This is a genomic window from Klebsiella sp. C360, from assembly GCF_048822415.1.
Taxonomy (GTDB): domain Bacteria; phylum Pseudomonadota; class Gammaproteobacteria; order Enterobacterales; family Enterobacteriaceae; genus Klebsiella; species Klebsiella quasipneumoniae.
The window spans coordinates 37,704-59,636 of the sequence record NZ_JBMEZZ010000010.1 but is presented as its reverse complement, the minus strand read 5'-3'; the positions used below and the strand labels follow the sequence as shown (position 1 = coordinate 59,636).

Below are 21,933 nucleotides of genomic sequence, written 5' to 3'. Positions count from 1 at the left end.
ATTGAGGAAGTCAGTAGTGAAGAAAACAAAAAAAGTCAGTCTGGCCTGGCAAATTTTGCTAGCCCTGGTGCTGGGTATCCTTTTGGGCAGTTATCTGCATTACCACGCCGAAAGTCGCGATTGGTTGATTAGCAATTTGCTGACGCCGGCGGGCGATATCTTTATCCATCTGATTAAAATGATCGTAGTCCCGATTGTTATTTCGACCCTGGTGGTCGGGATTGCCGGCGTGGGCGATGCCAAACAGTTAGGCCGGATCGGCGCCAAAACCATTATCTATTTCGAAGTGATCACCACGGTGGCGATCGTGCTGGGTATCACCCTGGCCAACGTCTTCCAGCCGGGAACGGGCATTGATATGTCGCAGCTGGCGGCGGTTGATATTTCGAAATACCAGAACACCACCGCTGAGGTGCAGAGCCATGCGCATGGCCTGATGGGCACCATCCTGTCGCTGGTGCCGACCAACATCGTGGCGTCGATGGCGAAAGGCGATATGCTGCCGATTATTTTCTTCTCGGTGCTGTTTGGTCTGGGGCTCTCCTCGCTGCCGGCGACGCACCGTGAGCCGCTGGTGACGGTCTTCCGCTCCATCTCCGAAACCATGTTCAAAGTCACCCATATGGTGATGCGCTATGCGCCGATCGGGGTGTTCGCCCTGATTTCAGTGACCGTCGCCACCTTTGGTTTCGCCTCGCTGTGGCCGCTGGCCAAGCTGGTGCTGCTGGTTTACTTCGCGATCCTGTTTTTCGCGCTGGTGGTGCTGGGGATTGTCGCCCGCCTGTGCGGCCTGAGCATCTGGATCCTGATCCGCATCCTGAAAGATGAGCTGATTCTGGCTTACTCCACCGCCAGCTCCGAGAGCGTGCTGCCGCGTATTATCGAGAAAATGGAAGCCTATGGCGCGCCGGCGTCGATCACCAGCTTCGTGGTGCCGACCGGCTACTCCTTTAACCTCGATGGCTCAACGCTGTATCAGAGCATCGCGGCGATCTTTATCGCCCAGCTGTACGGCATCGACCTCTCCATCTGGCAGGAGATCACCCTGGTACTGACCCTGATGGTGACCTCGAAAGGGATCGCCGGCGTGCCGGGCGTCTCTTTTGTGGTGCTGCTGGCCACCCTGGGCAGCGTCGGGATCCCGCTGGAGGGCCTCGCCTTTATCGCCGGCGTCGACCGTATCCTCGACATGGCGCGTACCGCGCTGAACGTGGTGGGCAATGCGCTGGCGGTGCTGGTTATCGCCAAGTGGGAGCATAAGTTCGACCGCAAAAAAGCGCTGGCGTATGAACGCGAAGTGCTGGGCAAGTTTGATAAAACCGCGCAATAAAACACAAAGCCCGGCGCGAGCGCCGGGCTTTTTCTTATCCTTTACTGATCCTGTCAAACTCTTCGCAGCCGGTATCAAACCCCTCCAGGCAACTGACGTTAAGCCAGTGCAGCGCCTTCTGCTTATTCGGTTCGATAAAGCCTTTCTCTCCCTGCTGGAACATCATCCCGGCCCAGTATTCGGCATAGCCGGTCCGCGAGAGCGCCGAGCTGCCTTTAAAGTAGGCGCTCGCTTTCCCATCATCTTCCGGACCGTGCACGCCGCTGGCGTAGATCAGCCCCAGCAGCATCTGGGCGTCTACCGCCGCATCGCTTTCGCTGTCCCGGGCGGCATCCTGCAGAAGCGTGATGGCGTGCGCCACGTCGGTGGGGCCAGCCTGACGGTTTACCAGCACTCGCGCGAGGACGATCTCCCCGGACTTACTGCCGGCCTCGACGGCTTTTTCCGCCAGCTGGCGAGCCTGCGGATAGTCCGCCTGCTGCGGATTGCGAATTTTTAGCTGCGCCAGCAGGGCCAGCGCGTCGCCATCGCCCTGCGCCGCTGCTTTCTGTGCCCAGAATTCGGCTTTCTGATAATCGCCGGAGCTAACCCAGGTATCCGCAAGGTAATATTGCGCGCGTCGATCGCCGGCTTCCGCCTGCTGTTGATACCGGCTACCCGGTTCGGTGGCCACCGCTGCGCCGCTGGTAATGACCAGTAAAAATAAAAAGAGGTATTTCATTTGTATTTATTATCAGCAAGGAACATAGCGCGCAGTATAAAGGGAGGCGAAAAAGAAGAAAATGACAGGGATCGGTAGGTAGAGCGGATTCGCTCTACCTGCCGCAGGTACGCGGGCACGGCGCCGCTTGTATGCCGGGTGGCGGCTGCGCCAGATCCGGCCTACGCATCGCGCGAGTCGGATCAGGCCGCTGCACCTTAACCCATCGCGCTTTCGCGCAGGCGGGATTTCAGCTTGTTGTACTCGTCGATCACGTACTGTTCCGCCGCGCGCTGATCGGCAATCCGCTCAACGTTGACCGCGCAGTACTTGTACTCCGGCGTTTTGGTTATCGGGCTCAGGTTCTCCGACACCAGCTCGTTACAGGCGCCAATCCACCACTGGTAGGTCATATACACCGCGCCTTTGTTCGGCCGGTCGCTGACCTGCGCGCGGGTGATGATCCGACCCTTGCGCGAATTCACCCACACCAGCGCTTCATCCTCAATGCCTAACCGTTCGGCGTCGGCGGTGTTGATCTGCGCATAGCCAGGCTCATCCGCCAGCGCCGCCAGCGCCGCGCAGTTACCGGTCATTGAACGGCACGAGTAGTGGCCGACTTCGCGCACCGTCGACAGCACCATCGGGTACTCGTCGGTGAGCTTATCGATCGGCGCGACCCAGTCGCAGGTGAAGAACTGCGCCAGCCCGTTCGGGGTATCGAACTTCTCTTTAAACAGATACGACGTCCCCTGATCGGCGTCGGACTCATCGCGGCACGGCCACATGACGTAGCCAAGCTCACCCATTTTCTCGTAGGTGGCGCCGTAGAAGTCCGGGCACAGATGCCGCAACTCGTCCCAGATCTCCTGGGTGTTGTTATAGTGCATCGGATAACCCATCCGGGTGGCGATTTCGCTGATGATCTGCCAGTCGGTTTTCAGGTCCCACTTCGGCTCTACCGCTTTAAAGAAGCGCTGGAAGCCGCGATCCGCTGCGGTGTACACGCCTTCGTGCTCGCCCCACGAGGTGGACGGCAGGATGACGTCGGCCGCGGAGGCGGTTTTGGTCATGAAAATGTCCTGGACGATAACCAGCTCCAGATCGTCGAACGCTTTGCGCACCGCCGAGAGTTCGGCATCGGTCTGCAGCGGATCTTCACCCATAATGTACGCCGCCCGCACTTCGCCGTGCGCCGCGCGGTGCGGCAGCTCGCTGATGCGATAGCCGGTATGTGCCGGCAGGCTGTCGACGCCCCAGGCTTTGGCGAACTTCTCGCGGTTTTCCGGGAACTTAACGTACTGATAGCCCGGATAGGTATCCGGCAGCGCCCCCATATCGCAGGCGCCCTGGACGTTGTTCTGGCCACGCACCGGGTTGACGCCGACGCTCGGTTTGCCGAGGTTGCCGGTGAGGATCGCCAGGCTGGTCAGCGAACGCACGGTCTCCACGCCCTGGTAGAACTGGGTCACGCCCATGCCCCACAGAATGGCGGCGGATTTGGCGCTGGCGTACATCCGGGCGCAGGCGCGGATCTCCTGGGCGCTGACCCCGGTGATCTCCTCCACCGACTCCGGCGTATAGCCTTCAACGATTTTGCGATACTCCTCGAAGCCTTCGGAACGGCTGGCGACGAAGGATTTATCGTACAGATCCTCTTCAATAATCACGTGGCCAATGGCGTTGAGCAGCGCGATATTCGAGCCGTTCTTCAGCGCAATGTGCATATCGGCGATGCGCGCGGTTTCAATTTTGCGCGGGTCGCAGACGATAATTTTCGCCCCGTTGCGTTTAGCGTTAATGACGTGATTCGCCACGATAGGGTGGGAATCCGCCGGGTTGTAACCGAAGATAAACACCAGATCGGTGTTATCAATCTCCGTGATGGCATTACTCATGGCGCCATTACCGACCGACTGGTGCAGACCTGCAACCGAAGGGCCGTGTCAGACGCGAGCGCAGCAGTCGACGTTATTGGTACCAATAACGGCGCGCGCGAATTTTTGCATCACATAGTTGGTTTCATTACCGGTACCGCGGGAGGAGCCGGTGGTTTGGATCGCATCCGGGCCATATTTGGCTTTAATGGCGCTGAGGCGAGTGGCGACGTAATCCAGCGCCTCATCCCAGGAGACAGCTTCCAGCTTGCCGCCGCGTTGACGACGGATCATGGGGGTTTTCAGGCGCGGCGTCAGGATCTGGGTATCGTTAATAAAGTCCCAGCCATAATAGCCCTTCAGGCACAGGGTTCCCTGGTTGGTTTTCCCCTGCGCCGCTTCAGCCCGAACGATTTTGCCGTTATCGACCACCAGGTTGATTTTGCAACCTGATGCGCAATACGGGCAAACCGTGACGACTTTTTTCATCGGTCTTGCTCCAGTTATTCAATGGGCGCGTTTGCGCTATCGCGCCGTCACTATGCATCTTCTATGCCATATTTTCATTGTGGGTATTCCTTGATGATACGTGGCTTTTTTGGGCGAAATGCTGACGAAAAACAGCCTGTCGACAGATTTGACGTGTCGATACCCTGGAGATGTGACGGCGCTTGAAAAAATGTCACCGGAAGAGGAATTTGTCGGCGCAGCCTTGCAGAATCGATCAGACTGACACTAACTCCCCGCGGGCAGAGGCAAAGATGAAACCGGTCATTTTAGTGGTTGATGACGACATAGCGATGGGCGAGCTGCTCAGCGATGTGCTCGGCGCGCACGCGTTTGAGGTGCTGGTCTGCCAGACCGGCGGCGACGCGCTGGCGACGGTGGCGCAGCGGGCGGACATCGCGCTGGTTTTGCTGGATATGATCCTGCCGGATACCCATGGTTTGCAGGTGCTCCAGCAGCTGCAGCGCACACGGCCTGAGCTGCCGGTGGTGATGCTCTCCGGCCTGGGCAGCGAGTCCGATGTGGTGGTGGGCCTGGAGATGGGCGCCGATGATTACATCGCCAAACCGTTCAGTTCGCGGGTGGTGGTCGCCCGGGTGAAGGCGGTGCTGCGGCGCAGCGGGGCGCTGGCCAGCGAGGCGCCGGGCGGCGTCGCTGGCCTGACGTTCAACGGCTGGCGGCTGGATACCACCCGCTGTGAGCTGTATAACCCACAGCAGCAGGCGATCCCGCTGACCCAGGGAGAATACGGTTTGCTGCTGGCGCTGGCGCAGAACGCCCGCCGGGTGCTGAACCGTGAACAGCTGCTGGCGCTAACCCATACCGAAAGCACCGAGGTGTTCGATCGCACCATCGATGTGCTTATCATGCGCCTGCGGCGCAAAATCGAATTGAACCCGCATCAGCCGACGCTGATTAAAACGCTGCGCGGCCTGGGCTATGTCTTTTCCGCCGACGTGACCCACAGCGAGAAGGCGGCGTAGGGCGGGGGCTGTCTAACCGGCCTGCCCATTGCTGGCGGTGTTAACCCCTCTCACTATTCTGCAACTGAATAAACGCCTGCAGCTCAGAGAGCGTTTTGGCGCCGTCGATCGCATTGGCGGCCTGCAGGCTGGCGCGGGCGCAGGCATGAGCCAGCTGCAGACTGTCGGTTAACGGCCAGCGTTCGTGGCTGCCGTACAGCAGGCCGGCGCAGAAGGCATCTCCGGCGCCGACGCTGCCGACAATCTCCTCCGGCGGCAGCCGCCATGACGGTACCCAGCGCCCGGCTTCGGTACGGGAGACGCCCCATGCCCCCTCCGGACAGTGGATCACCACCCGCTGGCGCACGCCTGCGTCAAGCAATGCGCTGGCGGCGCGGGCGATATGGGCGACGTGCGGCTCGCCGTTGGGTAGACGAATCTCCAGCCCGCTAAACTCGCTGGCTTCCAGCTCATTGATGGTCAGGTAGTCAAGATGCGCCAGCGCCGGCAGGACCAGCGGGCGGTAGCGCGGGTCGCCCTTGCGCGACACCAGATCGAGGGAAACCTCATAGCCTCGCTCGCGCATCTGCGCCAGCAACCGCGCGCTGCGGGTGCCGTACTCTTCGTCGGGGCGATCGAGACTTTCAAGCAGCAGCAGATAGCCGAGATGGAAAATTTTCAGCGGCGCATCCAGCGGCTCAAAGGCCGGAAGGTCAAGCAGGCGGTTGGCGCCGGGAGAGTGAAAGAAGGTGCGCTGGCCTTCGGCGTCGGTCATCACCTGAGTCATCGAGGTGGGGGCGGAGCTGGTGCGCTGCACAAGCTGGCGATTGATATGGTACTGATCGAGCATGGCGGTAATGTAGTCGCCATCGTTATCCTCGCCAATCAGGCCGACCGCCTGCAGCGGCAGTCCGGCGTGCATTTTGGCCAGGGTCAGCAGGACATTCAGCGGCGCGCCGCCGGTGGCGCGTTCGCTGTGAATAATTTCCACCAGCCAGCCGCGCTCCGGCCACTGTCTGATCTGGTGGACATGATCGACCAGCATGTTGCCTGCGGCAATAATCCCTTTACGTTCCATGATCGCTACTCCGCGCCGTCATACTCGTTAAGCGTAGCGCACAATCGGCGGAACGATTGTGCGCCGGGTTGCGCTTATTTCACGGTCCAGCCTTTGTAGGAACTGACGTTGTTTTTGTCGATCATGGTCACCGGGATCAGCACCGGCGCGGTTGGGGCCGGTTTGCCCTGCAGGATGTCGTAGCCAATCTCCACCGCCTTCGCCGCCATCACCTGCGGATCCTGCGCCGGCGTCGCGACGAACAGCGAGTTCTTACGCTTCAGCGCCTCTTCGCCGTCCGGGCTGCCGTCGACGCCGACGATGAAGAACTCGCTGCGCTGCGCCTGTTTCGCCGCCAGATCGGCGCCAATCGCCGTCGGATCGTTGATCGCGAACACGCCGTCAATCTTCGGATTGGCCGCCAGCAGGGAGGTCATCACCTCCAGTCCGCCTTCCCGGCTGCCTTTCGCGTTCTGGTTGGAGGACAAAATTTTAATATCCGGGTGTTTTTTGAACTCCGTTTCGCAGCCTTCGACGCGGTTTTGTACGGCGGAGACCGGCGGCCCGTTGATGATCACCACGTTGCCTTTGTTGTTCAGACGGTCGCTAATGTATTTACAGGCCAGCTCGCCCGCCTGGGTGTTATCGGAGGTGATGGTGGCGTCGGCCCCTTCGGCGGCAACGTCAACCGCCACCACCACGATCCCGGCCTCTTTGGCCCGCTTCACCGCCGGGCCAATGCCTTTCGAATCGGCGGCGTTGAGGATAATCATATCGACCCTGGCGGCGATAAAGTTGTCGATCTGCGCCACCTGCTGGCCCAGGTCGTAGCCGCTGGAGACCAGCGTCACTTTGACGTTATCCCCCGCCAGCTTGCGGGCTTCCAGCTCCGCGCCCTTGGTGATCTGCACAAAAAACGGGTTGGCAAGGTCGCCCACTGTCACGCCTATCGCTTTCAGCTCTTTGGCCGACGCAAAGGGGGAGGCGGCCAGCAGCGCGCCAGCACACAGCGCGGTGACTATCGGTTTTAAACGCATTCGCTTTTCCTCGCAGGTAAGATGGTGTTGTTATGCACTTTGATGGTGTCGGGTACGGTATTTGTCGATCAGCACCGCAATGATGATCACCGCCCCTTTGATCACCAGTTGCCAGAAGTAGGAGACCCCCATCAGGGTCATACCGTTATTGAGGGTGGCGATAATCAGCGCCCCCACCAGCGTACCGGTGATGGTGCCGATGCCGCCGACGAAGCTGGTGCCGCCGAGAATGACCGCGGCGATGGCGTCCAGCTCGTAGCCGATCCCGAGGTTGCCGTTGGCGCTGTACAGCCGGGAGGCGCTCATCACCCCGCCAAGGCCGGAGAGCAGGCCGCTCATGCCATAGACAAACAGCAGCACCAGCCAGACTTTGATGCCGGTCAGCCGCGCCGCCTGCATGTTGCCGCCCACCGCGTAGATATGCACCCCAAGGGTGGTTCGGCGCAGGATAAACCAGCACACCGCGATAACCGCCAGGGCGATGACCACCAGCCACGGTACCGGGCCGAGGTAGTCATTGCCGATCCACTCGAAGCTGATATCGGAGTTGATTACCGTGGTGCCGTCGGCCAGCAGATAGGCGGCGCCGCGCAGCGCCGTATAGGTGCCGAGGGTGACGATAAACGGCGGTAGCCCGGCGAAGGCCACCAGCGCGCCGTTGAACAGCCCAAGCAGCAGGCCGAGCATCAGCGCCGCCGGAATCGACAGCAACGCCAACTCCGGGATCAGCGAGACCACCATTGCCGCCACCGCGGTGGTGCCGAGAATGGAGCCGACGGAGAGGTCAATGCCGCCGGTGAGGATGATGAAGGTCATTCCCGCCGCCAGCACAATGTTGATCGAGGCCTGGCGGGTGATATTCAGCAGATTGCTTTCCGTGAAGAAGTTGGGGGCGATAAAGCCGAAAACGGCGACGATCAGGATGAGGATCGGCAGAATGCCGACGGTCTGCATCAGGTCGCCCATCAGCATTTTTTTCGCCGAAGCGGATGTCGCGACCGGCGCGGAGGTCTCTTTCGGTATGCTCATAGTTGCCCTGCCTTAAGGTGAGAATCGTTCACGCCGGTGGCCAGCGTCATGATCTGTTCCTGGCTGATATCGCCGGACTGCAGCTCGCCGGCGATAGTCCCTTCGCGCATCACATAGACCCGGTCGCTCATGCCCACCACTTCAGGCAGTTCGCTGGAGATCATCAGAATAGCGACGCCCTGGCGCGCCATGTCGTTCATGATGCGGTAAATCTCGCTTTTTGCGCCGACGTCGACGCCGCGGGTGGGTTCATCGAGGATCAGAATGCGTGGGCCAATCGCCACCCAGCGCGAAATTAACAGCTTCTGCTGGTTGCCGCCGGACAATCCGCCGGCGCGCACCTGGGCGTGCGGCACGCGGATGTTCAGCAGCTGGATGGCGTCATCGGAAATAGTTTGCGCCTTACGGCGATTGAGCATCCCCCAGGTCGCGTCGCGCTCCAGCGTCGCCATGGTGATGTTTTCCTGGGCCGCCAGTTCGAGAAACAGGCCCTGCTCTTTGCGATTTTCGGTCAGAAAGCCGATTCCATGGTCGATGGCTTCGCGCGGCGAGTGGATCACCACCGGCTCGCCGTCGATCTCGATCACCCCGCCGGTGGCTTTGCGCACGCCAAAGATCAGCTGCGCCAGCTCGGAGCGTCCGGCGCCGACCAGCCCGGCGAGGCCGACGATTTCGCCAGCATGCACCACCAGGCTGCTGGGCTTAACCTTGCCGCCATCGGTCAGATCCTCGACCCGCAGGCGCGGCTGGCCGCGGGGAATATCGCGCTCTTTATTGAACAGATCGCTGAGCGGACGGCCGACCATCATGCGCACCAGCTCCGGCGCATTGAGCTTGTCGCGCACCAGGCTGCCGACATACTGCCCATCGCGCAGGACGCTGACCCGATCGGAGAGCTCATACACTTCCGCCATACGGTGGCTGATATAGATGATCGCCATGCCCTCGTCACGCAGGCGCAGGATGAGGTCGAACAGGCGCTGGGTTTCCCGCGAGGAGAGGGCGGCGGTGGGTTCATCCATCACCAGAATGCGGCTTTGACGGTGCAGAGCGCGGGCGATCTCCACCTGCTGCTGTTCGGCGATGGTCAGGGTCATCACCCGGTCGCTGGCCTTGAACTGGGCGCCGAGACGGTCGATCACCGCCTGCGCCTGGCTGAGCATCGCTTTGCGCTGCACCAGGCCACCGCGCGCCAGCTCGCTGCCGAGGAAGATGTTTTCCGCGACGGTCAGGTTCGGCGCCAGCTGCATCTCCTGGTAGATCAACGTGATCCCGGCGGCCAGCGCGTCCTTGGGGCCGCGGATCGTTTGCGGTTTCCCGTCGATCAGGATCTCGCCGCTGGTGGCGGTATAGGCGCCGGCGAGGATCTTCATCAGCGTGCTTTTTCCGGCGCCGTTTTCCCCCATCAGGGCATGGATCTCGCCGGGCCAGACCGTCAGGTCGACGCCCTTCAGCGCGTAGAATTTGCCAAAAGCTTTGGCGATATGGCGCATTTCCAGTACCGGGGTGGCGGTCATCACGGCGCTCCTGTCTGCGAGAACAATAGCTGCAGTCCACCACCGGAAAATAAATGCAGGATGTCAGAATCCATTCATATTTGTCATAGTGATAAATAGTTAACCGCGATCACAGTTACGCGGCGTCATTTTCTGCACCGTCACGCTTATCTGCCGACCGTTCCTTCACCGGAGTTGCTATGACCGCTCGCCGACACCCGTTTTTCACCAGCGCCCGTGGCCGCCTGCTCTCCTTTAATCTGCTGATGGTGGTCGTCACCCTGCTGGTGAGCGGCGTGGCGGTGTTCGGCTTTCACCACGCCAGCCAGCTGCAGGAGCAGGTGCAGCGCCAGACCCTCAACGATATGCGCGGCAGTATGGATCTGGCGCGGGACACGGCGAATGTCGCCACGGCGGCGGTGCGCCTGTCGCAGGTGGTGGGCGCGCTGGAGTACAAAAGCGAAGCGGAACGGCTGCTGGCGACGCAGCAGGCGCTGAAGCACTCGCTGGCCCAGCTGGCGGCGGCCCCGCTGGCGCAGCAGGAGCAGGCGCTGGTGGCCAGTATTATTCGCCGCAGCAACGCGCTGCAGCAGAGCGTGGCGGAGATGCTGGAGCGCGGCCAGCGCCGCCATCTGCAGCGCAATGCGCTGCTGAGTTCGCTTTACCAGAATCAGAGCAACCTGCGCCATCTCGCCGATCTTAACGATCGCGGCGGGGAGCGGGCGATCGATCCTCGCCGGCTGGCCGAGATGGACCGGCTGATCGTCGCCTCGATCCATACCGTCACGCCGCGGTCGATCGTCCTGCAGCTCGACCAGCTGCGCGGCGACCTGCCGGCCCATAGCGCCGATCCCGCGCTGGCGTTTGTTCTCCCCGACGTCACCCGGGAGCTGGCGAAGCTGGCCCCGCTGTCGGCCCAGCTGGAGGAGAGCGACCTGACGATCAGCTGGTACATGTACCACATCAAAGCGCTGGTCGCGCTGCTTAACGACGACATCAATCAGTACGTGACCCGGGTGGCGGAAGCCTCCGAACAGCGGGCGGCGCAGAGCCATCGGGAGCTGCGCTCCATCAGCATGTTTATTCTGCTTTCCGCGCTGCTGGCGCTGGCGATCACCGGCTGCGCCGGGTGGTACATCTACCGTAACCTGGGCTCTAACCTGACCGCTATCTCGCGGGCGATGTCGCGGCTGGCTCAGGGAGAGCCGAACGTCTCGGTGCCGGCCCTGCAGCGGCGCGACGAGCTGGGCGAACTGGCGCGCGCCTTTAACGTTTTCGCCCGCAATACGGCGTCGCTGGAGCATACCACCCGGCTGCTGAAAGAGAAGACCACCCAGATGGAGATCGATCGGATTAAGCGCCAGGAGCTGGAGGAGGCGTTGCTGCACAGCCAGAAGATGAAGGCCGTCGGCCAGCTGACCGGAGGCCTGGCGCATGATTTTAACAACCTGCTGGCGGTGATCATCGGCAGCCTTGAGCTGGTGGAGCCGAATGCGCAGGATGCGCCGCGCCTCACCAGGGCGCTGAAGGCGGCGGAACGCGGGGCGCTGCTGACCCAGCGGCTGCTGGCCTTTTCGCGCAAGCAGGCGCTGCATCCCCAGGCGGTGGCGATGGCGCCGCTGCTGGAGAACCTCAGCGAGCTGATGCGCCACTCCCTGCCGGCGACCTTGAGCCTGGAGATTGAGGCGCAGTCGCCGGCATGGCCGGCATGGATAGACGTCGGCCAGCTGGAAAACGCCCTGATCAACCTGGTGATGAACGCCCGCGACGCCATGGCCGGGCGCACGGGCGTCATTAAAATTCGCACCTGGAATCAGCGGGTCACTCGCAGCAGCGGCCAGCGGCAGGATATGGTGGCCCTGGAGGTGATCGATCACGGCAGCGGCATGTCTCAGGCGGTGAAAGCCCGGGTGTTTGAACCCTTCTTCACCACCAAAGCCACCGGCAGCGGCAGCGGCCTGGGGCTGTCGATGGTGTATGGCTTTGTGCGCCAGTCGGGCGGCCGGGTGGCGCTGGAGAGCGCGCCGGGACAGGGGACGACGGTGCGGCTGCAGCTGCCCCGGGCGATGACCGAGGTCGTGAAGGCGGTGGCGCCGGTGGAAGACGAACCCATCCCGGCGGGAGAGCGGCTGGCGCTGGTGCTGGAGGATGAAGAGGATGTTCGCCAGACGCTGTGCGAGCAGCTGCATCAGCTGGGCTGGTTGACGCTGGAAACCGCCAGCGGGGAAGAGGCGCTGCAACTGCTGGAGGCCTCGCCGGATATCGCCCTGTTGATCAGCGATTTGATGCTGCCCGGCGCGCTGAGCGGCGCCGATGTGATCCATACCGCCCGACGCCGCTTTCCGGCGCTGCCGGTACTGCTGATCAGCGGTCAGGATTTGCGCCCGGCGCAGAACCCGGCCCTGCCGGAGGTGGAGTGGCTGCGTAAGCCCTTTACCCGCGCCCAGCTGGCGCAGGCGCTAAGCGCGGCGTACGCGAGGATTTGAGATTCCTCCGCTACCCGGGCGGCATGCCGTTGATTAAGGTAGCGGCAGGACTCTGATGAGATTGGCCCCGATGAAACGTTACGCAACCGCACTGCTCTTTTGCACTCTGTCGCTGACCAGCCTGGCCGCTCGCGCCGATATTATCGATGACGCGATCGGCAATATTCAGCAAGCCATTAACGACGCCTATAACCCGGGCAGTAGCCGTTCCAGTGACGACGACGACAGAGACAACGACAGAGACAACGACGATGGCCGTTATGATGACGGGCGCTATCAAGGGAGCCGCCAGCAGAGTCGTGACAGCCAGCGTCAGTATGACGATCGGCAACGCCAGCTGGACGATCGCCGCCGTCAGCTGGATGAACGCCAGCGCCAGCTCGATCGCGATCGCCGCCAGTTAGAAAGCGATCAGCGTCGTCTGGACGATGACTATTGATCGCCCCGCTGCAGACCGACGCTTAATCCAGTACTATTTCCATCCCGTCATAGCCCGCTTCGAAACCTTCCGGTAGCGGGTTATCCATCATCCAGACGTCAAACTGATGGCTGATATGGGTGAGGATCACCCGCGGACAGCCTATCGCCTGGTTAAGGGCGTGAACGGTAGTGAAATCGTTGTGGTTACGCGGGGTCTGCGCGCGCGGCTCATGGCTGCAGTCGATGATCATCGCCTGCGGGCGATTGTTGAGTAAAAACTTCAGCGTCTTGTCCGGCAGCCCGGCGGTATCCGAGAGCCAGGCCACCCGACTGTGGGCCGACTCCAGCAGATAACCGAAGGTGAGCTTCGAATGGTTGAGCGGCAGGGGCGTCACCCGCAGGCCCTGCAGCTCAAACACCACAAACGGCGTGACGGTATGGCTGAAGTCGAGCAGGCCGGGGTGCTTGAGCAGATCGTCGCAGCCGGCGTCGTCCGGCGGGCCATAGACCGGGATCGGCCCGCCCACGCCCCAGCGCAGCGGAAACAGCCCCTGCACATGATCCAGGTGATAGTGGGTTAGCAGCACTTGCTGAAAGCTGCCGGCGGGATGATGTTCCATCAGATCCGGCCTGCCGGCGTCCAGCAGCGTCACTGCGCTGTTGAACGTCACCACCCCGCTGCAGGGGCGGCGGCGATGGCTTTCCTCACGGCGGGCGCGGCGGCAGGCCGCGCAATCGCAGCCGAAGACCGGCACCAGCTGAGCGCCGCCGGTGCCGGTTAAGCGGAGGGTCAGGCTCATCGTGCCACCTTGTGTTTATACCAGCGGATCCGCTTCGCGCACCGCGTGGCTGCGCAGCAGGCGGAAAAATTCATCGACCGATTGTCGGAGACTGCCGTCGTTATTCAGCGTCAGGCAATCGTCCGGCTTATAGCGCGCGGCGCGGTCCAGACGCTGGGCGATGTCCACCGCATTTTCCCGGCCGCGCTGCTCCAGCCGCTGGCGCAGCACCGGCGGCGAGACGGCGAGACAGATCGGCACCAGCACCTCGCCGTAGCGTTCCCGCGCCAGCGCCAGATGGGCGCGGGAGCCATTGGCCACCACGTCGAAGCCGGCGTGCAGCCAGAGGTCGATCTCCACGCCAATGCCATAGTAAGTATGGTTGGCGTGCCAGCTGAGGGCAAAGAGATGCTGCTCGGCGCGGGTAAAAAATTCATGTTCGCTGAGGGCGATATGGTTTTCGTTACCGGCGTTAAAGGGCCGGGTAATGTAACGATGCGCCACCAGCAGCTGCGGGTGCTCGCGCTGGCGCAGCGCCGCCAGCAGGCTGTCTTTACCGGAGCCGGAGGGCCCCACCAGCCAAATCAGTTTCCCCGGCATTAAAATACCCTCCTTCCCTGGCGCCAGACATGGTCGATGTGGACATGCTCGCCGCGACGGTGCGCCAGCACCAGGTCGGCGCGTTTCCCCTCGGCGATGACGCCGCGATCGTCAAGGCCCAGCGCCTGCGCCGGATGTTTGCTGACCAGACGGATCGCCTGCGCCAGGGTGAAGGCGTTATCCTCGGCGTCGGCGATGCGGAATGCGGCATCCAGCAGGCTGGCGGGGTAGTAGTCGGAAGAGAGAATGTCGAGCAAACCGTGGTTCGCCAGCTGGTGGGCGGCGACGTTGCCGGAGTGGGAACCGCCGCGCACGATATTCGGCGCCCCCATCAGGACGTGCATCCCGTGCTGACGTGAAGCCTGCGCCGCGGCCAGGGTGGTAGGAAACTCGGCGATCACGCTACCCAACTGGTGGGATTCAGCCACATGCGCCTCGGTGGCGTCGTCGTGGCTGGCGAGGGCGATACGGCGGGCGCGGCACATGGCGGCAATGGTCTGGCGATTGGGCTGCGACCAGGTGGCGGCTAGGGCCATCTGCTCGGCTTCAAACCGATCCATCTCGTCATGCGTCAGATGGTACTTTCCCTGATAGTAATCGCGGTACTTGCTGCGATCGGCATACTGGCGCTGGCCCGGGGAGTGATCCATCAGCGAGACCATGCTCACTGACTCGCGGTCAATGAGCTTTTCAAACAGCGGCAGCGTGGTGTGATGCGGCAGCTCGCAGCGCAGGTGCAGGCGGTGCTCGGCGCGGTTAAGACCACGCTTTTGCGTCTCTTCCACCGCATTGACCATCTTCTCCAGATTCTCAAGACGATCGCCGCCATCGCGCACGTCGCCAATCGCCACGGCGTCGAGCACGGTGGTGATGCCGCTGGCGACCATCATTGCATCGTGGCTACTCATCGCCGAGTGGGCTGGCCAGTCCACCTTCGGTCGCGGGGTAAAGAATTTGTCGAGGTTATCGGTATGCAGTTCGATAAGGCCCGGCAGCAGCCAGCCGCCTTCGCCATCCAGCGCCTGCGGCAGCCGGCTCTGGCTTTCCGCGAAGGCGAGAATGCGACCGCCCTGGACTTCCAGCGAACCGTGTACCACGTCGTCGTCGAGAACCAGATTTACGTTATTGATAATCATGCTGTCATTCCCATGGGGTGCAGCCGGTCGGCGACCTGGCGGCGTACCCCTTCGTCATGGAAAATCCCGACGATGGCCGCGCCGCGCGCTTTGGCATCGTGGATCAGGTCGACCACGGCAGCACTGTTTTTGGTATCCAGTGAGGCGGTGGGTTCATCGAGGAGCAGGATCGGATAGTCGACCGCAAAACCGCGGGCGATATTGACCCGCTGCTGTTCGCCGCCGGAAAAGGTCGACGGCGCAAGATGCCACAGACGTTCGGGAACGTTGAGGCGGGTCAGCAGCTGGGCGGCTTTGGCGGCGCTCGCTTCACGCGGCGTCCCGAGGTCGAGCAGCGGCTGCATCACCACCTCCAGCGCCGAAATGCGCGGGATCACCCGCAGAAACTGGCTGACCCAGCCGATGGTGGTTTGACGCACTTCCAGCACCTTGCGCGGCGTGGCGGTGACCAGATCGACCCATTCGTCGCCGTGGCGGATATGAATATGGCCGCTGTCCGGCAGATAGTTGGCGTACAGCGAGCGCAGCAGGGTCGATTTGCCGCTGCCGGAGTGGCCATGGAGCACCACGCACTCCCCGGCGTTAACGGTCAGCGAGGCGTCGGCCAGCACCGGCAGACGCACGCCGTGCTGCTGGTGCAGAACAAAGGTTTTATGAATGTTTTCAACGCGGATCATGTTAGCCCTCACGGGGTTGAGTTGCCGGGTGGCGCTTCGCTGACCCGGCCTACGAATAACGCATCTGCAGGCCGGGTCAGGCGCAGCCGCCGCCCGGCAAAACAGCGTCAGTTCTGCAATACCGACGACACCAACAGCTGGGTATAAGGATGGTGCGGATCGTCGAGCACCCGGTCGGTTAAGCCACTCTCCACCACCTGGCCCTGCTTCATCACCAGCAGTCGGTTCGCCAGCAGGCGGGCGACGCCGAGATCGTGGGTGACAATCACTACCGCCAGATTCAGCTCCACCGCCAGGCCGCGCAGCAGGTCAAGCAGCCGCGCCTGCACGGACACATCCAGCCCGCCGGTGGGTTCATCCATAAACACCAGCTTCGGCTGGGTGACGAGATTGCGGGCGATCTGCAGACGTTGCTGCATGCCGCCGGAAAAGGTGGTGGGCAGGTCGTCGATGCGCGAGGGCGGGATCTCCACTTCCTGCAGCCACTTTTCGGCGGTGGCGCGAATGTTGCCGTAGTGGCGGGCGCCGGTGGCCATCAGCCGTTCGCCGATGTTGCCCCCGGCGGAGACCTGGCGACGCAGGCCGTCCATCGGGTGCTGATGCACCACCCCCCATTCGGTGCGCAGCAGGCGGCGGCGTTCGGCTTCGCTCATGGCGTACAGCGAGCGCTGCTGGTACAGCACCTCGCCCCGCTGCGGCGTCAGGCGGGCGGAAATCGCCTTCAGCAGGGTGGTTTTACCGGATCCGGACTCCCCAACGATGCCTAGCACTTCCCCCGGCCACAGTTCGAAGGAGACGTCGCGGAAGCCTTTATCCGGGGCATAGAGATGGGTCAGGTGATTGACGGCAAGTAACGGCTGGCTCATTTTTTCTGCCCCTCGCTCTGCTGGCGGCAATAGTTGGTATCGGAGCAGACAAACATCCGCTGGCCGCTGTCATCCAGCACCACTTCGTCGAGGTAGCTGTGGCGCGAGCCGCAGATGGCGCAAGGCTCATCCCACTCCTGGACGGTAAACGGATGGTCGTCGAAATCGAGACTTTCCACCGGGGTATAGGGCGGCACGGCGTAGATCCGCTTTTCGCGCCCGGCGCCGAACAGCTGCAGCGCCGGCATCATGTGCATTTTCGGGTTATCGAATTTCGGGATCGGCGAGGGGTCCATCACGTAGCGGCCATTGACCTTCACCGGGTAGGCGTAGGTGGTGGCGATATGGCCGAAGCGGGCGATATCTTCATACAGTTTCACCTGCATCACGCCGTACTCTTCCAGGGCGTGCATAGTGCGGGTTTCGGTTTCGCGCGGCTCGATAAAGCGCAGCGGCTCCGGGATCGGCACCTGATAGATCAGGATCTGATCCTCCACCAGCGGCGTCTCCGGGATGCGGTGGCGGGTCTGGATCAGGGTGGCGTCTTCAGTGCGCTCAGTGGTGGCGACGCCGGTTACGCGCTTAAAGAACTGGCGGATCGACACCGCGTTGGTGGTGTCATCGGCGCCCTGGTCAATCACCTTCAGCACGTCGTTCTCGCCGATGACGCTGGCGGTCAGCTGGATGCCGCCAGTGCCCCAGCCGTAGGGCATGGGCATTTCGCGACCGCCGAACGGCACCTGATAGCCGGGAATGGCTACCGCTTTGAGAATAGCCCGGCGGATCATGCGCTTGGTTTGCTCGTCGAGATAAGCAAAGTTATAGCCAGTCAGTGGGTTAGCCACGTTCGTTCTCCCGTTGCAGGCGTTTCAGCAGCGCCAGTTCGGCCTGGAAATCGACATAGTGCGGTAGCTTTAGATGCGAGACGAAGCCGGCGGCTTCAACGTTATCGGCGTGGGCCAGCACAAACTCTTCATCCTGGGCGGGACCGGCAATCTCTTCGTCATAGTCCGCCGCCTGCAGGGCGCGGTCGACGAGGGCCATGGCCATCGCTTTGCGCTCGCTCATGCCGAAGGTCAGACCGTAGCCGCGGGTGAAGTGCGGCGGTTCATCCTGCGGGGCGACGAAGCCGTTGACCATTTCGCATTCGGTCAGCAGCAGCTCGCCAATATTGACGCTAAAGCCCAGCTCTTCCGGAACAATCTCCACCTGCACGTAGCCGCTGCGGATCTCGCCGGCAAACGGATGGTTGCGGCCATAGCCGCGCTGAGTCGAATAGGCCAGCGCCAGCAGGTAGCCTTCATCGCCTCGCATCAGCTGCTGCAGGCGCGAAGAACGCGAGCAGGGGTAGACCGGCGGGGTGCGGGTGATATCGTCGGGCGGTGTGCCGCGATCTTCCTCGGCCTTCGCCAGCCCCTGCTGCGTGAGCAGGCTGAAAACATGCGGCGAGGTCGGCGCTTCGCTATCGGCTTTCGGCACAGACGGCGCGTCGCCGTTCGCCAGCAGGGTAAAATCGAGCAGGCGGTGGGTGTAGTCGTAGGTAGGGCCCAGCAGCTGACCGCCGGGGATATCTTTGTACACTGCCGAGATGCGGCGTTCGAGACGCATTCCGGCGGTGTCGATCGGTTCGCTAACCGCCAGCCGCGGCAGGGTGGTGCGGTAGGCGCGCAGCAGGAAGATCGCTTCGACGTTATCGCCGCTGGCCTGCTTGAGCGCCAGCGCCGCCAGTTCGCGGTCGGCGATGCCGCCCTCGGTCATCACCCGGTCCACCGCCAGATTGAGCTGGTCGCTTATCTGGTCAACGCTCAGTTCGGGAAGCCGTCCATCGCCCCGTCGTTTCTGTTCCTGTAAGGCGTGAGCGGCGCGGATCGCCTTCTCGCCGCCCTTGACGGCAACGTACATTTAGCAAACCTCCACGTGGGTGGTGCGCGGGATCGCCAGCAGGCGCTCGCCGCAGGTGAGGATCAGGTCAATGCCCAGCGGGAACGGGTGCGGGCGCTCCGTCAGTTCGTCAATGATGCAGTCCGGCAGCTGAGGGGCGATCATTCGCTCTTCGGCAATGCCTGCCCCGGTCAGGCGCAGCATGCGCCCGCCGCTCAGGCTGGCGAGCTGGACGATCAGCGTGACGCCGGTCTCCGGGGCGGTGACGGTGCCCGCGGAGAGGACGTTGAGCTGCTCGGCGCTGATGCCGTCATTGGCGACCGCAAAGACCGCCTGCTGCGGCTGGTCCACCAGCGGCGCGCCGGTATGGAAGCGCAGATTCTGTCCCACCAGATCGTTATGCAGGGCGCTGGCGAGCCAGACCGGCGTTTCGTGATCGGCAAGGGTCAACAGCAGGCTGGTGGAGGCGACGTTCAGCGGCTGCCAGCCGTGCTGCAACTGCTGCAGGGAGACAATCACCCCCGGCTCGCTCATCGCTTTCAGCAGGCGACGAAAACTGTGTTGGGCATCCTGCACAGCCAGGGTAAAAGCGGGTTGTAAGGTCATGCGTTATCTCCGCGAACCAGGGTAAAGAAGTCGACCCGGCTGGCGTTGACTTCGGCGCGTCGGGCTTCAATGCGCGCGCTGCGTAGCGCTTCCAGCGGGGTTATCAGGGTTTCCATTAAATTGTGAAAATGGCGGGGCGACTGCAGCAGGGCGTCGATGGCCGCGCAGCGTTCGGCGTGCGGGCGGTCGCGGCCTAAGATCCAGCTGTAGCCGAGCGTACCATCGGCCAGACGTACCGCCGCCCGGGTGAGCGTGGCGTCGCCGGCGAAGAAACGGTCGCCGATACCGCCCATCCGGGCCTGAAGCTGCACCAGGCCTGTCTCGGGAGAGCGGATCAGCTCATACTCCGGCGCCAGCTGCAGGGCGTGCATGCGTGCCAGAAGATCTTGCGGTTCACTGTGGGCCAGCACGGACATCCAGCGCTGGCGGGTGGCGGTATCGAAGTGCATTCAGTGCTCCATGGTGAATTCAATCATGTCGGCGCGGGTCAGGCTGACGGAGTATTCGGTGACGGCCTGCTCGCCCTGGCGGCTATTGAGGGTGCGCACGCAGAGCAGCGGCGCCATATTGGGGATCTCCAGCAGCTTGCTCTCTTTCGCCTGCGCGCGACGGGCGCTGATTTTGGTGCGCACCCGGGTCAGTTCGACGTCAAGCCGATCGCGGAGCAGGTTGTGCAGCGAGCCGTGGCTGAAGGTCTGCAACACCGGCCAGAAGCGCAGGTCGGCAAAGTAGTGGTCAATCAGGCACAGGGCGACGCCATTGACCCGGCGCAGGGTGCGCAGGTGGATGACATTCTCGCCCTCGCTAATGCCAAAGGCCTCGGCAACGTGCGCGCTGGCGGGGCGCAGTACCGACAGCAGTTTTTCGCTGGTGGGATCGCTGCCTTGTTCCAGCAGGTTCTGGCTGAACCGCGCCTGGGCATTGAGCGGGTAATCGATCGGCCGCATCAGCACCAGCACGCCGACGCCCTGACGGCGTTGTACCCAGCCGCGCTCAACCAGCTGGTCGATAGCCCGACGCAGGGTATGGCGGTTTACATCGAAGCGCGTCGCCAGCTGCTGCTCGGCGGGCAGATAGTCGCCGCAGCGATAGTGGTGGCGCAGCTCCTGCTCAAGCCGGGCGGCGATTTCCTGATAGCGCGTGGGATAACTGGTCGGATGTCTGGACAGGTGCATGGTCATCAAGCCTCACACAGCATAGGCGAGGAGCCTCCTCGCGTTGTGAGCCGATCCTGACCGGTTTATGTTGCAGTTCTGTTAAGTGATGATGACTAAAGGATGAAGAGTTAATGCCAGATGGATGACAGGGCGGCCAGGCCGCCCTGGCGGGGTCAGCCTTGTTTGACCACGTTGATCATCCATGGGACGCCAAAGCGATCGACGACTTTGCCGAAGCCGTGGGCCCAGAAGGTTTCCTGCCAGGCCATCTCAATGCGCCCGCCGACCGCCAGCGCGTCGAACCAGCGCTGGCCTTCAGCGACATCGTTGGGATCGAGGACGAGGGTGAAGCCGGCGTAATGCACATCGGGCCCGAAGGCGCTGTCGCTTAGCATCAGCTCGCCGTTGCCGATGCGCAGGCTGGCGTGGGCGATGGCGTCATCCGCCATCTTCTGGCCAGACGGGCAGCCGTCAGAGGCTTCCTGCGCCGAAGGCGGCATTTCGCCAAAGGTCATTTTAAACATCAGCTCGGCGCCCAGCGTCTGCTGATAGAAGGCGATCGCCTCGGCGCAGTTGCCCGCAAAGGCAAGGTAGGGACTTAAGGACATGGTGAATACCTCAGTGACCGTAACCCGTAAAGCGTAGTCGCCCACAGCGGGATTGAGCCAGACGGCAGCGCGAAAATGGGGCGGGAATAGTGCTGCAGGCGGCAGCGTAAATAGCGGCGGCTGGCGGGATAAATAACCGGATGCGCAGGGAGGCGAAGGGCAGTGAGGATATCGGGAGCGGCGACGGCGATAGGGGAAAATAATCGCGTCGCCTGCCCGGAAATAAATCAGTTCTTTTTGACGAATTCAGATTTCAGCTTCATCGGGCCAAAACCGTCAATTTTGCAGTCAATATTGTGATCGCCTTCGACCAGGCGGATATTCTTCACTTTGGTGCCGATTTTCAGCATCGAAGAGCTGCCTTTAACCTTCAGATCTTTCACTACCGTGACGCTGTCGCCATCGGCCAGTAAATTGCCATTGGCATCTTTAACGATCAGAACGTCGTTTTCTTCCGTGGCTTCGGCAGGGTTCCACTCATGGGCGCATTCCGGGCAGATGTACATGCCGTTGTCTTCATAAGTGTAAGTCGAATCGCATTTTGGGCAGTGTGGCAGTTGCATGACGTTCCTCGTGATGTCGTCGAAAAACAGGACGTTGGTCCTTTAAACAGCGGCTGAGAGCCGAAAGTGGCTATGATTATAGCGCAATCACCCACTTTTGTCGGGTGTTTTTTTGCTAAAAAATAGCCGGGGCGCTATTCCGGGAAGAACCGAATAATT

22 protein-coding genes are annotated in these 21,933 nt (G+C 62.0%); 4 read left to right on the top strand and 18 right to left on the bottom strand.

What is annotated here, in order from left to right; all coding sequences use genetic code 11:
- Positions 1-16: 16 nt before the first annotated feature.
- Positions 17-1,330: a glutamate/aspartate:proton symporter GltP gene (gltP, locus tag ACOI7D_RS21635; protein WP_004206354.1), complete on the top strand. Its 1,314-nt coding sequence runs from the start codon at positions 17-19 to the stop codon at positions 1,328-1,330.
- A gap of 34 nt (positions 1,331-1,364) precedes the next feature.
- Here the strand turns inward: gltP and ACOI7D_RS21630 are convergent, their stop codons facing one another.
- Positions 1,365-2,051 carry a tetratricopeptide repeat protein gene (locus tag ACOI7D_RS21630; RefSeq protein ID WP_023291654.1) on the bottom strand — a complete coding sequence of 229 codons (687 nt, stop codon included), beginning with the start codon at positions 2,049-2,051 and terminating at the stop codon, positions 1,365-1,367.
- A 197-nt stretch (positions 2,052-2,248) separates the two neighbouring features.
- Positions 2,249-4,396 (bottom strand): formate dehydrogenase subunit alpha, encoded by a 2,148-nt coding sequence (gene fdhF, locus ACOI7D_RS21625; RefSeq protein WP_077598907.1) that lies wholly within the window; start codon positions 4,394-4,396, stop codon positions 2,249-2,251.
- A 272-nt stretch (positions 4,397-4,668) separates the two neighbouring features.
- Here fdhF and ACOI7D_RS21620 point away from each other — a divergent pair, with 272 nt between their 5' ends.
- On the top strand, positions 4,669-5,397 hold the full coding sequence (locus tag ACOI7D_RS21620) for a response regulator (RefSeq protein ID WP_044525150.1): 729 nt from the start codon (positions 4,669-4,671) through the stop codon (positions 5,395-5,397).
- 40 nt (positions 5,398-5,437) lie between these two features.
- Here the strand turns inward: ACOI7D_RS21620 and ACOI7D_RS21615 are convergent, their stop codons facing one another.
- The 4 genes from ACOI7D_RS21615 to ACOI7D_RS21600 form a co-directional block, all read right to left on the bottom strand.
- Complete coding sequence (locus ACOI7D_RS21615; RefSeq protein WP_032454581.1) at positions 5,438-6,454, bottom strand: carbohydrate kinase family protein; 1,017 nt, start codon at positions 6,452-6,454, stop codon at positions 5,438-5,440.
- 74 nt (positions 6,455-6,528) lie between these two features.
- Positions 6,529-7,470, bottom strand: coding sequence for an ABC transporter substrate-binding protein (locus ACOI7D_RS21610; RefSeq protein ID WP_023291657.1), 942 nt, complete (start codon positions 7,468-7,470; stop codon positions 6,529-6,531).
- 30 nt (positions 7,471-7,500) lie between these two features.
- The gene (locus ACOI7D_RS21605; protein WP_109546740.1) at positions 7,501-8,499 is read right to left on the bottom strand and encodes an ABC transporter permease subunit; all 999 of its coding nucleotides are present in this window, start codon (positions 8,497-8,499) and stop codon (positions 7,501-7,503) included.
- Complete coding sequence (locus tag ACOI7D_RS21600; protein WP_048296446.1) at positions 8,496-10,016, bottom strand: sugar ABC transporter ATP-binding protein; 1,521 nt, start codon at positions 10,014-10,016, stop codon at positions 8,496-8,498. The genes ACOI7D_RS21605 and ACOI7D_RS21600 overlap by 4 nt, the downstream gene beginning before the upstream one ends.
- Before the next feature lie 179 nt (positions 10,017-10,195).
- Here ACOI7D_RS21600 and ACOI7D_RS21595 point away from each other — a divergent pair, with 179 nt between their 5' ends.
- Both ACOI7D_RS21595 and ACOI7D_RS21590 read left to right on the top strand, forming a co-directional pair.
- Positions 10,196-12,481 (top strand): ATP-binding protein, encoded by a 2,286-nt coding sequence (locus tag ACOI7D_RS21595; RefSeq protein ID WP_109546739.1) that lies wholly within the window; start codon positions 10,196-10,198, stop codon positions 12,479-12,481.
- A 70-nt stretch (positions 12,482-12,551) separates the two neighbouring features.
- Positions 12,552-12,920 (top strand): hypothetical protein, encoded by a 369-nt coding sequence (locus ACOI7D_RS21590; RefSeq protein ID WP_060589934.1) that lies wholly within the window; start codon positions 12,552-12,554, stop codon positions 12,918-12,920.
- Between the two features lie 22 nt (positions 12,921-12,942).
- On the opposite strand, the gene phnP is transcribed toward ACOI7D_RS21590, so the two are convergent.
- From phnP to ACOI7D_RS21530, 12 genes are all read right to left on the bottom strand, one after another.
- A complete protein-coding gene (gene phnP / locus ACOI7D_RS21585; RefSeq protein ID WP_109546738.1) occupies positions 12,943-13,701 on the bottom strand; it encodes a phosphonate metabolism protein PhnP in 759 nt (252 codons plus the stop codon).
- A gap of 15 nt (positions 13,702-13,716) precedes the next feature.
- A complete protein-coding gene (phnN, locus tag ACOI7D_RS21580) occupies positions 13,717-14,280 on the bottom strand; it encodes a ribose 1,5-bisphosphokinase (protein WP_004206368.1) in 564 nt (187 codons plus the stop codon).
- Positions 14,280-15,416: an alpha-D-ribose 1-methylphosphonate 5-triphosphate diphosphatase gene (gene phnM / locus ACOI7D_RS21575; RefSeq protein WP_044525153.1), complete on the bottom strand. Its 1,137-nt coding sequence runs from the start codon at positions 15,414-15,416 to the stop codon at positions 14,280-14,282. The genes phnN and phnM overlap by 1 nt, the downstream gene beginning before the upstream one ends.
- Positions 15,413-16,093 carry a phosphonate C-P lyase system protein PhnL gene (phnL, locus tag ACOI7D_RS21570; protein WP_060589936.1) on the bottom strand — a complete coding sequence of 227 codons (681 nt, stop codon included), beginning with the start codon at positions 16,091-16,093 and terminating at the stop codon, positions 15,413-15,415. The genes phnM and phnL overlap by 4 nt, the downstream gene beginning before the upstream one ends.
- A gap of 107 nt (positions 16,094-16,200) precedes the next feature.
- A complete protein-coding gene (gene phnK / locus ACOI7D_RS21565) occupies positions 16,201-16,959 on the bottom strand; it encodes a phosphonate C-P lyase system protein PhnK (RefSeq protein ID WP_023291666.1) in 759 nt (252 codons plus the stop codon).
- Positions 16,956-17,804, bottom strand: coding sequence for an alpha-D-ribose 1-methylphosphonate 5-phosphate C-P-lyase PhnJ (locus tag ACOI7D_RS21560; RefSeq protein WP_064146156.1), 849 nt, complete (start codon positions 17,802-17,804; stop codon positions 16,956-16,958). The genes phnK and ACOI7D_RS21560 overlap by 4 nt, the downstream gene beginning before the upstream one ends.
- Positions 17,797-18,861, bottom strand: coding sequence for a carbon-phosphorus lyase complex subunit PhnI (locus ACOI7D_RS21555; RefSeq protein WP_023291667.1), 1,065 nt, complete (start codon positions 18,859-18,861; stop codon positions 17,797-17,799). Before ACOI7D_RS21555 ends, ACOI7D_RS21560 begins: the two co-directional genes overlap by 8 nt.
- A complete protein-coding gene (gene phnH, locus ACOI7D_RS21550) occupies positions 18,862-19,446 on the bottom strand; it encodes a phosphonate C-P lyase system protein PhnH (protein WP_008807244.1) in 585 nt (194 codons plus the stop codon).
- A complete protein-coding gene (gene phnG / locus ACOI7D_RS21545) occupies positions 19,443-19,895 on the bottom strand; it encodes a phosphonate C-P lyase system protein PhnG (RefSeq protein ID WP_032454588.1) in 453 nt (150 codons plus the stop codon). The genes phnH and phnG overlap by 4 nt, the downstream gene beginning before the upstream one ends.
- On the bottom strand, positions 19,896-20,621 hold the full coding sequence (gene phnF / locus ACOI7D_RS21540) for a phosphonate metabolism transcriptional regulator PhnF (protein WP_023291670.1): 726 nt from the start codon (positions 20,619-20,621) through the stop codon (positions 19,896-19,898). It abuts the gene before it with no gap.
- 155 nt (positions 20,622-20,776) lie between these two features.
- Positions 20,777-21,211, bottom strand: a complete 435-nt coding sequence (yjdN, locus tag ACOI7D_RS21535; RefSeq protein WP_023291671.1) for a VOC family metalloprotein YjdN — start codon at positions 21,209-21,211, stop codon at positions 20,777-20,779.
- A gap of 227 nt (positions 21,212-21,438) precedes the next feature.
- Complete coding sequence (locus ACOI7D_RS21530; RefSeq protein WP_023291672.1) at positions 21,439-21,774, bottom strand: zinc ribbon domain-containing protein YjdM; 336 nt, start codon at positions 21,772-21,774, stop codon at positions 21,439-21,441.
- Between the last annotated feature and the right edge of the window lie 159 nt (positions 21,775-21,933).